The 13,555-nt window shown below is 68.6% G+C and carries 7 protein-coding genes and 1 tRNA gene; 5 read left to right on the forward strand and 3 right to left on the reverse strand.

What is annotated here, in order from left to right; genetic code table 11:
• The first annotated feature begins 87 nt into the window (after window positions 1-87).
• Both nudC and WFH23_RS03275 read left to right on the forward strand, forming a co-directional pair.
• Window positions 88-1,149 (forward strand): NAD(+) diphosphatase, encoded by a 1,062-nt coding sequence (gene nudC, locus WFH23_RS03270; RefSeq protein ID WP_336661557.1) that lies wholly within the window; start codon window positions 88-90, stop codon window positions 1,147-1,149.
• Window positions 1,146-2,846 carry an ATP-dependent helicase gene (locus tag WFH23_RS03275; protein ID WP_336661558.1) on the forward strand — a complete coding sequence of 567 codons (1,701 nt, stop codon included), beginning with the start codon at window positions 1,146-1,148 and terminating at the stop codon, window positions 2,844-2,846. The genes nudC and WFH23_RS03275 overlap by 4 nt, the downstream gene beginning before the upstream one ends.
• Here the strand turns inward: WFH23_RS03275 and WFH23_RS03280 are convergent.
• Together WFH23_RS03280 and WFH23_RS03285 are read right to left on the reverse strand one after the other, a co-directional pair.
• A complete protein-coding gene (locus tag WFH23_RS03280) occupies window positions 2,802-3,683 on the reverse strand; it encodes a hypothetical protein (RefSeq protein WP_336661559.1) in 882 nt (293 codons plus the stop codon). The genes WFH23_RS03275 and WFH23_RS03280 overlap by 45 nt on opposite strands.
• Window positions 3,684-3,800: 117 nt before the next feature.
• On the reverse strand, window positions 3,801-5,201 hold the full coding sequence (locus WFH23_RS03285; RefSeq protein ID WP_200329325.1) for a zinc-dependent metalloprotease: 1,401 nt from the start codon (window positions 5,199-5,201) through the stop codon (window positions 3,801-3,803).
• A gap of 131 nt (window positions 5,202-5,332) precedes the next feature.
• Between WFH23_RS03285 and WFH23_RS03290 the strand changes: the two genes are divergently transcribed.
• Both WFH23_RS03290 and WFH23_RS03295 read left to right on the forward strand, forming a co-directional pair.
• Window positions 5,333-6,475 carry a YlbL family protein gene (locus tag WFH23_RS03290; RefSeq protein WP_336661560.1) on the forward strand — a complete coding sequence of 381 codons (1,143 nt, stop codon included), beginning with the start codon at window positions 5,333-5,335 and terminating at the stop codon, window positions 6,473-6,475.
• A 106-nt stretch (window positions 6,476-6,581) separates the two neighbouring features.
• Window positions 6,582-9,593, forward strand: a complete 3,012-nt coding sequence (locus tag WFH23_RS03295; RefSeq protein ID WP_336661561.1) for a UPF0182 family membrane protein — start codon at window positions 6,582-6,584, stop codon at window positions 9,591-9,593.
• A 286-nt stretch (window positions 9,594-9,879) separates the two neighbouring features.
• Here the strand turns inward: WFH23_RS03295 and WFH23_RS03300 are convergent.
• Window positions 9,880-9,953, reverse strand: a tRNA-Met gene (locus WFH23_RS03300).
• Window positions 9,954-10,119: 166 nt separating this feature from the next.
• On the opposite strand from WFH23_RS03300, the gene WFH23_RS03305 reads away from it, so the two are divergent.
• Complete coding sequence (locus tag WFH23_RS03305) at window positions 10,120-13,539, forward strand: hypothetical protein (protein ID WP_336661562.1); 3,420 nt, start codon at window positions 10,120-10,122, stop codon at window positions 13,537-13,539.
• The last annotated feature ends 16 nt before the right edge of the window (window positions 13,540-13,555 follow it).

Genomic DNA, 13,555 nt, shown 5'->3' on the forward strand with positions numbered 1-13,555 from the left:
CCACGCGCACTGAGCGACAGCCCGCCGGCAACTCCAAGCAGCGACGCGTCCGGGCGTCAGCCTCGGCGCGATTGAACAGGGGAACACATGACCTCGAACCCGGCCAGGCCACCACTCGCGGGCGGCGCGCTCGATCGCGACGCGGCGACCCGCATGAGCCAGGAACTCCTGGGCGAAGCGTGGCGAGACCCCTCGGCCAAGATGCTCCGCATCCGTGGCGTGGAGATCCCGGTGCGCGTCGAGGGCGCTGCGACTCGGCTCGCGTGGCAGCCGACGACCGGCGAGCCGCGCGCGGCGGTGGTCGAAGATCCGGAAGGCGCGAGCGCCGCAGATCCGTCGCAGTCGAGCCTCGATGCGCGCGGGGTGACGGACGTGTTCCTGGGGCGCATCGACGGCGCCCCCGTGTTCGCGAGGGCGATACCTGTCGGGGGCGAGGATCCGGGCACCGATGCGCGCACCGTGGAGAACGAGGCAGCCGGCTCAGAGGCCGAGCCGGGCGGTGAGCTCTGGGTCCACCCCTTCCAAGTCGGTGCTCGCCTCACCGAGGCCGAACGAGAAGCGGTCGGCGTCGCCTCGGCACTGCTGAGGTGGCACGAGAGCGCAAGCTACTCGCCGCGAGACGGCGATCGCACTGCAGCGACTCAGGGCGGGTGGGCCCGTCTCGACGCGCGAGGCGGAGAGCACTTCCCTCGAACCGACCCGGCGGTGATCGTGCTGATCGAGCATGAGAACCGCGTGCTCCTCGGTTCGAATGCGCTCTGGGAACCGGGTCGCTTCTCGCTGCTCGCGGGTTTCGTCGAAGCCGGTGAATCGCTCGAGCAGGCCGTCCAGCGCGAGGTCTTCGAGGAGTCCGGCGTGCGGCTGGGCGACATCGCCTACGTGACGTCTCAGCCGTGGCCGTTCCCGCGTTCGCTGATGCTCGGGTTCCGGGCGCGGCTAGCGGCGGGGGTCGATCCGGAAGCGCTGGTTCCCGATCCGACGGAGATATCGGAACTGCGGTGGTTCACGCGCGACGAGCTCCGCGAGCCCGCCGAGGATCTCACGCTGCCGATGCCGCTTTCGATCGCGCGGTGGATGATCGACCGATGGGTCGCCGAGGACGTCGCCGAGGACGCGGTCGAACCGGTCGATTCAGCCACGGCATCGTGAGCTCAGACGCCGAGGCGATTCTGTCGGCTCTCGATCCCGAGCAGCGCGAGATCGCGGAGAGCCTGCGCGGTCCCGTGGCCGTGCTCGCCGGTGCGGGAACGGGGAAGACGCGCGCCATCACCCACCGCATCGCGTACGGGGTGCGCACCGGGGTGTACGACCCGGAACGGGTACTCGCCGTGACGTTCACGCGGAAGGCTGCGGGAGAACTGCAGGGCCGCCTGCGGGCGCTGGGTGCTGACGGCGTGCGCGCGCAGACGTTCCACGGGGCCGCGCTCGCGCAGTTGAACCACTTCTGGCCGCAGCTCGTCGGCGGTGCCGCGCCGAAGATGCTCCCTGGCAAGGTGGCGGCGATCTCGCAGGCGGTCGAGTCGCTCGGGCTCAGGCTCGGAGGCGAGGCGCTGCGCGACGCCGCAGCGGAGATCGAATGGCGCAAGACCCGCATGCTGAGCATCGACGCCTACGCGGATCAGGTCGAGCGTCGACCCATCCCGCAGGGGCTCACGCCGGAGCGCCTCGTGGACCTGCAGCGGGCGTACACCGCGCTGCTCGAGGAGCGGAGGCAGATCGACTTCGAAGACGTCCTCGTGCTGATGACCGGCATGCTCGAGACCGAGCCCCTCGCGGCCCTCCAAGTGCGGGAACGCTATCGGTTCTTCACCGTCGACGAGTACCAGGATGTCTCGCCGCTGCAGCACTCGCTGTTGCGCATGTGGCTCGGGGATCGGGACGATCTCTGCGTCGTCGGTGATGCGAGCCAGACCATCTACTCCTTCGCGGGGGCCTCGAGCTCGTACCTGCTGCGATTCGGTGCGGAGTATCCGCGGGCGCGCGAGATCCGACTCGAGCGCAACTACCGCTCCACCGAACCCGTCGTCCGCATCTCCAACAGGCTGATGCGGGATCGGCCCGGCGCCCTCACGCTCCGGGCAGCACGCGCGGACGCGACTGCCGCTTCGGCGGCAGCGCCCACGTTCGAGTGGTTCGCCTCGGATCACGACGAAGCCGCGGCCGTTGCGGACTCCATCGCGGCGGCGGTGCGCGCGGGAACCCCGGCGTCCGAGGTCGCGATCCTGTACCGCACCAACGCGCAGTCGGCGCGCTTCGAGGAGGCGCTCAGGCAGCGCGGGCTGAGCGCTCGCGTGCACGGCGCGCAGCGGTTCTTCGAGCGCGCCGATGTACGGCAAGCCGTGATGCTCATCCGCGGCGAGGCGAAGGTCGCGGACACGCGCCCCCTGTTTCAGATCGTCAGCGACGTGCTGCGTGCCGGGGGATGGTCGGCGAAGGCGCCGGAGGGCGCGGCGCAGCGCGAGAAATGGGAAGCGCTCGGCGCGCTCCTCGGCCTCGTCGACGAGATGCCGCCCGGAACCGGCATCCGTGAGTTCAGCGAGGAGTTGCTCGCGCGGCAGCGCACGCAGCACGAGCCGACCCTCGACGCGGTGACCCTCAGCGCGATCCACGCCGCGAAGGGGCTCGAATGGTCGATGGTGCACGTCGTCGGGCTCAGTGAGGGGCTGCTGCCGATCACGCACGCCACCGACGAGGCTGCGATCGACGAGGAGCGCCGGCTCTGCTACGTGGCGTTCACCCGCGCGAAAGACACGCTCCGGCTCTCCGGGGTTGCGGGCGGGGGGCGTACCGCGCGGCAGCCCTCACGCTTCATCAGCGAGGCGGGGATGATCGCCGCCGGCACGTGAGCCGTCGTCATCGAGTGACGGCGGCCCGCAGGCGCAGTCGAGGTGCGGTTCGACCTGCTCCACTCGCGGCACGGGGATCGAGAGCGCTCGTGAAACCGGCAGGACGATGCGGGTGCGATGCGCGGCCGCGTCGCCGGCGCTCCAGGCGCGGATGAGGCCGGCGGCGTACGCTCCGGCGAGCACGGCGGCGTCGCGTCGTTCGCTTGCGACTGCTGCTCCGGCGAGCTGTGCCGCCAGGGCCGCGGTCGCGGCATCGCGTTCGACTCGCGCGAGCGATATGCAGGTGTGGCAGGGCCGGCCGTCGGCATCGATGATCGGTCCGACGTGCACCGCCCCATCGGTAAACCTGATGAGCAAGTGCGGAACCCCCTCCATCAGCCAGCGCTGCGCGCGCTCGAGCGGCTCCCAGTAGCGCTCCACGAACACGACGAGATCGATGTCTCCGGATGCAGACGACTCATCGCGAGCTGGGAACCGACACACCCCGCTCTCGAGGAGGGCTTCGCGCAGCGCCGCCACCGGGCGTCCGCCGTCGCACATCTGCGCGGTCAACGGCACCGCGGCCTCAGTCGCATTCGCGGCGCGCTGCGCGAGCAATGCGGGCCCGAGCTGTGCGACGGCGGCTCGCGCCTCACCGAGTGTCACTCCGGCTCGGCGCGCCTCGTCTGGCAGGCGGTCCGCATCCACTCCACGACGCAGTACGCCGATGAAGCGCTGCACTCCAGCCGTCGGGCGTCGCACGCGTGCGATGGCGTGCTCGAAACCCACCCTGAGGGTGTCCGGGTCCTCCCAGCAGATCGGGAGCGAGGGGTCGAGTCGTGTCAGCAGGGGATCCATGGGAGCAGTGTGCGCGCTCGAATCCCCGTTCGTGCGATATCCACAGGCTCATCCGCTCGAGCGCGCCGATGCCGTTTCACTCACACCTGTGAGCGGCGTTGCATCGTGGTTGCCCGTTCAGTCCTGACGATCTCCCGCGTCGCCCTCGTGCGGGGGCAACTCGCCGTCGAGCAGCTGAGCGAGCGCTGCGTCGAATTCATCGGCTTCGGCGTCGGGCGTCGCACCGGCCAGGCCGAGGCGTTCGAGCAGCCGAGCCGGATGGTCCAGTTCTTCTGACGAGGGCAGCAGATCGGGATGCGCCCAGAGCCCGTCGCGGGTTGCGACATCGCTCCGCTCGCCGACGAGCCGCCACAGCGCCGCTGCCTCGCGCAACCGACGCGGGCGGAGCTCGAGCCCGGCGAGCGCAGCGAACGCGTGCTCCGCCGGTCCGCCGGTGGCGCGGCGGCGGCGCACCATCTCCGCCACCGCGTCGGCCCCTGGGATCCGCTTGGCGGCGTCCGCCGTCACCACGTCCACCCAGCCCTCGATCAGCGCGAGCATCGTCTCGAGCCGTGCGTGCGCGGCCTCCTGCGCCTCCGTCTTCGGCGGTATCAGCGCGCCGTTCGAGATGATCTCCTGGATCTGCTCGGGGTGCTGCGGGTCGATATCCCGGGCGAGCTCCTCGATGCGTCCGGTATCGATGCTGATGCCGCGAGCGTAATCGCCGATCGCGGTGAGGAGATGCAGCCTCAGCCACTTCGAGTGGCGGAAGAGCCGGGCGTGGGCGAGCTCCCTGATCGCGAGGTAGAGCGTCACCGTCTCGGGATCCTGATCGAGGCCCTCGGCGAACGCAGCAACCCCTGCCGGGAGCAGCGCCCCGCCCTCGCGCCCCGCACCGGACAGCAGCGGGATCCCGATGTCTCCAGCTGACACGACCTCACCGGAGAGACGACCGACGATCGTTCCGAGCTGCACGGCGAAGAGCGCGCCGCCCACGCTGCGCAGCATCGGGGTGGCTCCCTGCAGTGCCGTCCCGAGCTCCTCCGGCATCTGGCTCTCGAGCGCGCTCATCAGGGCGCGCGTGATCGACTCGGCCACCGGCTCGGCCAGCCCGACCCAGGTGTCGATCGACTGCTGCACCCACTCGATGCGAGACAACGTCTTCGGCGCGTCGGGAGTCGGCCCCAGCTCGGTCGCCTCGTCCAGCCAGAGTGCCGCGACGGGAAACGCCCTGAGGGCAGCTGCAGGATCAGCCGAACCGCTGTCGCCAGAGGCGACCTCGATCGCGGTCTTCCGCGCGACCGACCAGTCGATCTCGGCCGAGGGATTCTGCATGGCGCCCTGAAGCGTGCCGAACAGGCCCTGGAGGGCCTGGGGGTCGACGTTGATGCCCGCCGCCTTCGCGAACTGCTCGGGATCGAACCCGTTCGCCGGCGCACCGCCGGTGCCCGACAGCATGTCGCGCAGAATGCGTTGCAGCTCTTCGAAATCGCCACCGGAATCGGGGCGCTCAGCGCCGTCGTGGTCGTTCGCGCTCATTGCCGCTCCTTCGTCGTTGCTTCACGAATAACGCTACGGCACGGTGCTCAGATGCGCCTGCTAGATTGACCGACGCTCGGCGATTCCCATTGCGCCGACTGCGAACAGGCGCGGGGTGCACGAGGAGAGCATTGGGTCAGCACATCGGCAGGACACGTTCGGACGTCGAGTACGAGGCGGACGCGGGCCTAGGGCGGCGTCGCGGCCTCTGGATCGTCGGCGCACTCGCGATCCCGGTGCTGCTCGCAGGAGCGATCCCCTCGCCGTACGTCATCGAGCGGCCCGGCCCCGTGGTCGACACGCTCGGCGATGTCACCGTGGACGATGCCACGGAGCCCGTCGTCTCGTTCCCCGACGCTCAGACGTATCCGACGAGCGGCACGCTGAACCTGCTCACCGTGCAGATCCTCGGAGACCCTGACCGGCGACGCAGCTGGCTCTCGCTCCTGCCCGCGGTCGTCGACCCGTCGCAGCGCATCGCGCCGCTCAGCGACTTCTTCCGCGACGGAGAGACCTCCGATGATCGCGATGCGCAGAACACGGCGCTCATGGCGAGCTCGCAGACGCTCGCCGCCGCGGCGGCTTTCCGCGAGGTCGGCGACGACGTCGACGTCGTGCTCAGCGTCGCAGAGGTCGCGGGCGGCAGCGCGGCGGACGGCGTGCTCGAGCCGGGAGACCGTCTCGTCGCGCTCGACGGCGAGCCCATCGAGAGTTTCGCGATGCTTCGCGAACGAACCATCGCAACCGGAGGCGACGAGCCGCTGCGGGTCGGCATCGAGCGCGACGGGGAACCGGTCGATGTCGAGCTCACCCCGACCATCCCGGACGGGGCGACGGAACCGCTGATCGGGGCCACCGTCGCAACGGATTTCGAGCTCCCGAGCGAGGTGGAGATCCAGCTCGAGGACATCGGCGGCCCGAGCGCCGGCATGGCCTTCTCGCTCGCCATGTACGATCGGCTGACCCCGGGGGAGATGCTCGACGGGATGACCGTCAGCGGCACAGGGACGATGGCCGATACCGGAGAGGTCGGGCCCATCGGCGGGCTCGAGCAGAAGATGTGGGCGGCGGCTCGAGCGGAGAGCGACCTCTTTCTCATGCCCCTCGGCAACTGCGCCGATGTTCCCGAGCGGATTCCCGACGGATTGCGGGTCGCGCCAGTCGCGACCCTCACCGAGGCGATCGACGCGATCGAAACCGCCGCTTCAGGCGACACCCCCGCCGGGTTGGAGCGCTGCGGAGCCGAGATTTCAGCTCGGTCTCAATCGTCGTAGATGCCGATACCGCCCCCGGGTTTTACCAGCGCAGCCCGGTAGGGTGAAGTGACCCACCCCGCCCAGCACCATCGCGTGCGCACTGGACAGGAAAGTGAACGAAGACGTGACCGACCCGAACCCCCCGGCTCAGGCCACCCGTCAGCGCCGGCTCTCGCCGCTTGCGATCACCGTCGTGCTGGTGGTGATCCTGATTCTCGGCTTCCTCGCGGTGGCCGCGGTGCTCGCTGAAGTGATGTGGTATCGACAGACCGGCTACCTGCCGGTGCTCACCACGCAATGGCTCGCCGCCGGAGCGATGTTCCTGATCGGGTTCCTCGGCATCGCGGTGCCCGTGTTCTTCGCGATCGACATCGCGTACCGCAAGCGCCCCGTCTACGCGCGACTGACTGCCCAGCTCGACCGGTACCAGGAGCTCTTCGAACCGCTCCGTCGCCTCGTCAAGTGGGGTCTGCCCGCCGTCGTCGGCCTGTTCGGGGGATTCAGCACCGCCGCGCAGTGGCAGAGCGTGCTGCTCTGGTTCAACGGCGAGAACACGGGGGAGACCGATGCTCAGTTCGGTCTCGACATCTCGTTCTTCCTCTTCGATCTGCCCATGCTGCAGGGGATCGTCGCGTTCGCCTCGGCCGCAACGCTGCTGGCGCTGATCGCCGGCATCGCGACCAGCTACCTCTACGGCGGCATCGCGTTCTCCGGTCGTGACGTTCGCGTCTCCAAGTCGACGCGCATTCAAGCCGCGGTGCTCGCGACCCTGTACCTCGTGCTGCAGGCCGCGAGCCTCTGGCTCGATCAGTACCGCACGCTGACGGGGAGCTCCGGCATCCGCACCGGTGCGATGTTCTCGGACGTCAACGCGGTGATCCCGGGGAAGCAGATCCTCGCGGGAATCGCCATCATCGTCGCGATCCTGTTCATCGTGACGGCCTTCACCGGCAAGTGGCGTCTGCCGGTCATCGGCACGGCGCTGCTGATCGCGTCCAGCCTCGTGCTGGGCGTCGGCTACCCCTGGGCCGTGCAGCAGTTCCAGGTCGGGCCCGACGAGAAGAGCCTCGAGTCCGAGTACATCGAGCGCAATATCGCGGCCACCCGTGCCGCGTACGGCATCGAGGACGTCGAGAAGGAACGGTACGACGCGGTCACCGACGCCGAGCCTGGCGCGCTGCGCAACGACGCGACGACGACCGCGAACATTCGCATCATCGACCCCGAGATCGTCTCTCCCACCTTCGCTCAGCTCGAGCAGATCCGTCAGTACTACCAGTTCCCCGGATCGCTGAACGTCGATCGCTACGAGATCGACGGCCAGGTGGAGGACACCGTGTCGGCGGTACGCGACATCAACATCGAAGAGCAGACCGGTTGGTACAACCGGACGCTCGTCTACACCCACGGGTACGGGCTCGTGGCGGCATTCGGCAACCAGCGATCGCCCGGGGGCGAGCCGGTCTTCCTGGAGAACGGTATTCCGACGAGCGGCAAGCTGGGCACCTTCGAACCGCGCATCTACTTCGGCATGGATTCCCCGGAGTACTCCATCGTGGGTGGAGAGCGCTCAAAGGCGATCGAGCTCGACTTCCCCGCCGATGCCGAGAGCAACGCCGAAGCCTCCGCCGAGGAGGCCGCAGACGCCGAGCCGGCCGAGCCGGGTGCTGAAGATCCTGCGACCGAGCAGAGCGTCGAAGCGGAGGAGGCCGGTGAAGACGGTGGACGTCAGAACATGACCACCTTCTCGGGCGACGGCGGCCCCGTGCTCGACAACATCTTCACGAAGCTCATCTACGCCCTCAAGTTCCAGGACATGGAGGTGCTCCTCTCCGGCGCGGTCGTCGACGGCTCGCAGATCCTGTACGATCGCAACCCGGTCGACCGCGTGCAGAAGGTGGCCCCGTACCTGACCGTCGACAAGGCGCCCTACGCCTCGGTGGTCGACGGGCGCGTCGTCTGGATCGTCGACGGCTACACCACCTCCGACGATTACCCCTACTCCGAATCCTCGGACATGAACGAGCTCACGGTGGACGCTGACGCCTCCGAGCGCGATCCGCTCGGCAAGCCGATCAACTACATCCGCAACTCCGTGAAGGCGACCGTGGATGCGTATGACGGCTCCGTGTCCCTCTACGCGTGGGATACCGAGGATCCGCTGCTGAAGTCGTGGGGCAAGATCTTCCCCGGCACGCTGAAAGACGTCTCGGAGATGAGCGGCGACCTGCTCAGCCACGTTCGCTACCCCAGCGACCTGTTCAAGGTGCAGCGCGCGATGCTCGGCGAGTACCACGTCACGAACGCGGACGCCTTCTACTCGGCAGAGGACAAGTGGCGCACGCCCGATGATCCGGTGTCGACCGCGACCGCGGGTGCGGCGAAGCTCGCTCAGCCTCCGTATTATCTGACGCTCGCGGCCGGGGCCGATGCCGATCCGAACTACTCGATCTATTCGACGTACATTCCGGATCAATCGGGTGAGGGGTCCCGAGACATCCTCACCGGGTATCTCGCAGCGAACTCGAACGCCGGCTCTGAAGACGGAACGGTCTCGGAGGACTACGGAAAGCTGAAGTTGCTGACGCTGCCGAAGGGCGACCCGATTCCCGGGCCGGGGCAGGTGCAGAACAGCTTCACCACCGACTCGAACGTCTCCAATCTGCTCAACATCCTCCGCCAGGGCGAGAGCCAGGTCATCAGCGGCAACCTGCTGACGCTGCCGGTCGGCGGCGGATTGCTCTACGTGCAGCCCGTCTACGTGCAAGCGAAGTCCGGCACGAGCTTCCCGATCCTGCAGAAGGTGCTCGTCGCCTTCGGCGACCAGATCGCCTTCGAGGACACGCTGGACGAGGCACTGGATGCACTCTTCGGAGGCAACTCCGGCGCCGATGCCGGTGATACGGGCACGACCCCCACGACGGGGGACCCGGCGGCGGAGGATCCCGACTCGGGTGACACCGGTGCCGGTGACGCGGGTTCGGGTGCGACCGGCACCCTCCGAGAGACTCTGACGGAAATGCAGGAGGCTCTCGAGGCACGCGATGCTGCCATGCAGAAGGGCGATTGGGCCGCCTACGGCGAAGCCGACGAGCGTCTGCAGCAGGCGATCGAGGCGGCGCTCGAAGCGGAGTAGCGCTCAGCCTCAGGAGCAGACCGGACCGGGACGACGCGAGTAGATCCGGTCCGGTCTGCGTTTCAGCGTGCGGGCTGCCGCGCGTACTTCGATCGCCCGCAACGCGTGCGCGTTTCGTTGTCGTCGCTCACATGGCTGAGGCGCGCGCGACCGAACAGTCGATCTCGGGCGCAGCGTTCGCTCACATGCGCGGAAGTGAGGCGGTGCGCACTCCAGCAGTGCACTCCTGAAGCACAGCAAAAAGCCCTTGGTCGGGAGAGAACTCCAGATCAAGGGCTTTTCTTCGTTGCGGGGGCGGGATTTGAACCCACGACCTCCGGGTTATGAGCCCGGCGAGCTACCGAACTGCTCCACCCCGCGGCACGAGACCCAACTCTAGCACGTCGCGGAATCAGGCGCAATTCTCGCGAGCCCAGTGGGTGTGGAGAGCTCACGAGCCGTACCTGCTCTCCAGGCCACGATCGCTGCAGGACGCTCCGTTTCACGAGTCGTCCGCATGTGATCGCGGTGTCGAAAGGAGTTGGGCATGACCAAGGTGAACTGGCTGAACGGAGGGTGGCGAAGGAGACGCGCTCGGGATTCGCACACCGTGCGAAAGATGCAGACGGTACGAGTGGTGCGATCGGTGCCCGGGATGGCGCTCGCAGGTCTCGTCGTCGCCGCCCTCGCGCTCAGCTCCGCCCTTTTCGCGCCGCCGACTCCCGCTCAGGCGCTATCACGAGGAGAAGAAGTCTCGTTCGCCGGTGGATTGACGATCTCGAACTTCGTCATGCCGAACGGTACTCGCGCGTACTGCATCGAGGTCGGTCGCCACGAGCCGTCGGGGTACATCGCCTCACTCGGGCGACTCCCGTATCTGCCGGGTATCGCCGGGATGTTCCCGGCGTGGGATGACGAACACGGCATGAGGCAGATGAACTACCTCATGGACCGTCACGGTCAGACTGGGGATGCGTGGACCGCTGCTGCGGTGCAGCTGACGATCTGGCGCATGCGCGAGAACTTCGCCGCGGGCAATCCGGCCCTCGACCAGAAGATCGGTGTGCTGCTGAGCTCAGCCCGTGGCCGGGACCTCGTCGCGGAATCCGACCGGCTCTATGCGGACGCGAAGGCGAATGCGAAACCGCCGGTGGCTGCGAAGCCCGTCACGGGGGAGTTACAGGTGACTCCTGACCCCGGCGGAAAGCAGGGCCGCTACCGGGTCGCGTACCCGAAGGGCACCACGACGCTCAGCGTCACTGGCGGCACGTTCGTGCGCAATGATGCTGCGACGCTCCAAGTTCCGAGTACCGAGGCTTCGGCGCGCTACGTCCAGGCAGACCCCGGTGCGCGTCGCATCACGCTCGGGGGCTCCTGGGAGGCCAGAGGCACGGCCGGGTGGGATGCGGTGCTCGACGTCCACGACACCGCGACCGCCTCGGGAGCCAGCGGGCAGCGAATCGCAGTCGCCACGGGCAGTTCGAAATCGGCGGACCTGGGAGGTCGCTTTCCCAACGTGCTTCACGACGTTCCTGCGCCCCCGGCCCCACCGATCGCGTCCTCTCAGGCGCAGCCGGACGCCACGGTAGGGGGCACCATGCTGGATCGACTGATCGTTCGAGAGACACCGGACAGCACCCTGGAGATGTGGCCGGACGCGGTCGCCGACTTCACGGCGTACCTGGAGCCGAGCGCCGGGGCGCAGAAGTTCGACGAGCACTGGGAGCCGGTACTGGGCGATCCGTATGAGGCGCAAGCGGAAGACCCTGCAACCGGCGCGCTGCTCTGGGAGGAGTGGTGGGCGGATGCCGCAGGAGAACCGCTGCTTGATGAAGCGGGGAACCGCATTCCCGTGGCCGACGAGAATGGTGCGTCGACGGCGGGTGTTGCCGCAGACGGCACTCCATACCCCGTGCTCGAGCTGGCGGAGGACGGCACTCCGGTGCGCGACAGCTCGGGGGCGCCCGTGCCTCTGCGCGGTCGCGACCCCGTGCTGGAGCAACGGCGCGATCCGCAGACATGGAGCGAAGCCGAACTCGAATCGCTCTCCGCGGAGGAACGCTGTCTCGCGCAACCCGTCCACCGCGCATCCGGCATTGCCGTTCCCGGGCTGGGAGCGTACGCGTCGCCCGAGACGCAGGTGCGATCCGGAGGCACGATCCACTGGGTCGAGCGCGTCGTGTCGCACGGCAAGACCGTGCACGAGGGCGAGTGCGGGCTGAGCAATGAGACGACCAGGATCGATCAGCCGGCCGTCGTCACGCAGGCGCTCTCGGAAGCGGCGCTCGGCGACGAGCTCTACGACGTGGCCACGGTGTCCGGCGCTCTTGCGGAACGCGCGACGTACTCGATGCGCTTCGAGGCCTACCGCGCTCCGGAAGGCGCGATCGAGGACACCCCGGAGGTGCGCACGGCAGTCGAACCGAGCTGCAGCGCCGAGAACATCATCTTTCGTTCCGAGAAGATTCCCGTCACCGGGACCGGCGACCTGCGTTCGCCCGGCTTCACCGCGCGACCCGAGCATGGCACGACGGTCTGGTGGATCGAGACGCTGTACCTCGAGACACCGGATGGGCCCCGCACGCTGCACCGCGGCGAATGCGGTCTTGCCAATGAGACCACGACGATCGGGCGCCCGTCGGTCGAGACCCTGGCGACGGAAACCGCTCCCGTCGGCGCCGAGATATCCGACACCGCGGTGGTATCGGGGGCGCTCGCGGAGAACGCCGGCGCTCGGTGGGAACTGACGTTCGCCGGATACGGCGCGGGGACCGCACCGCGAGACGCGGGTGACGGGGTAGCGAAGGAGCCGGCTCCGGACGAAGGGGGCGGGCGAGCCGTGTGCACACGAGAGAATCTCCTGTTCGAGACATCGGCCGTGCCGGTGACGGGCCCGGGCGAGATCGTCTCCCCGAGCGTCGTCGCACAGTTGGACTGGGTCGGCGCGGTCTGGTGGGTCGAAACGCTGTGGCTCATCCAGGGCGACGCTCGAGTGGCAATGCACACGGGCGAGTGCGGCATCGCCAGCGAGACGACGAACATCACGACACCGGAGGTGACCACGAACGCGGCGGCGTTCTCCGCGATCGGCGACCTCATCAGCGATGAGGCGACGATCACCGGTGTCCTCGCAGAGCGTGCAGGCGTGGAGCACCGCGTCGTCTTCCGCGGGTATCGGGGCGAGGCGTCGGCCACGGGAACGGACGCGGCGCACTGCACGGACGACAACCTCCTCTTCACGCTCGATCCAGTCAGCGTCACCGAGCCCGGCACGGTTCGTTCGCCGGAGATCACGGCGCTCCCCGAATATGGCGACACCATCTGGTGGGTGGAGACGCTGTCGCAGTGGGAGAACGGGGCGGAGCGAGAGCTGCACCGCGGAGCATGCGGGATGCCAGAGGAGACGACCACGGTGCAGGCGCCGACCGTGCGCACGGTTTCGGCCGGCTCGGTGGAGGTCGGGCAGCCGATGTTCGACCGGGCGTTCGTCGGCGGCCCCATCGTGCAGCGCGATGGCATCGAATTCCGGGTGCGTTTCAGCGCGTACGGGCGAGATGCGCACGGTGCGCTCGTATGCTCGCCGGAGCACGAACTCGCCGAACTCGGCGACGCTGCGGGCGTCGTGGTCGACGGCCCGGGAACGTACCGATCGAGGAGTGTGCTCACCCGTCCCGAGCATGTCGGACTCGGCGGCTACGTCGAGACCCTCGTCATGATCGAGGCCGGGAAGGAGCACGTGGTGGCGAAGGGCGCCTGCGGTGCTCCGAGCGAGGACTTCGAGGTCCGCCCGGTGGGTGCGGCGCCCGCACTCGCTACGACGGGAGAGGGAGCCGCGGCCGCGTGGATCGCCGGGGGAGGCGCGCTCCTGCTCCTCGGCGTGGCCGCGCTGGCCTGGGGCGTACGCCGACACCGGCGCGGCCCGATCGTCTTCCGGGAGTGCCGCGATATGGCATCCTCGGGAGAGTGAGGGAAGGCCGGCAATC

The organism is Leucobacter sp. USHLN154 (assembly GCF_037145595.1).
GTDB classification, from domain to species: Bacteria; Actinomycetota; Actinomycetes; order Actinomycetales; family Microbacteriaceae; genus Leucobacter; species Leucobacter alluvii.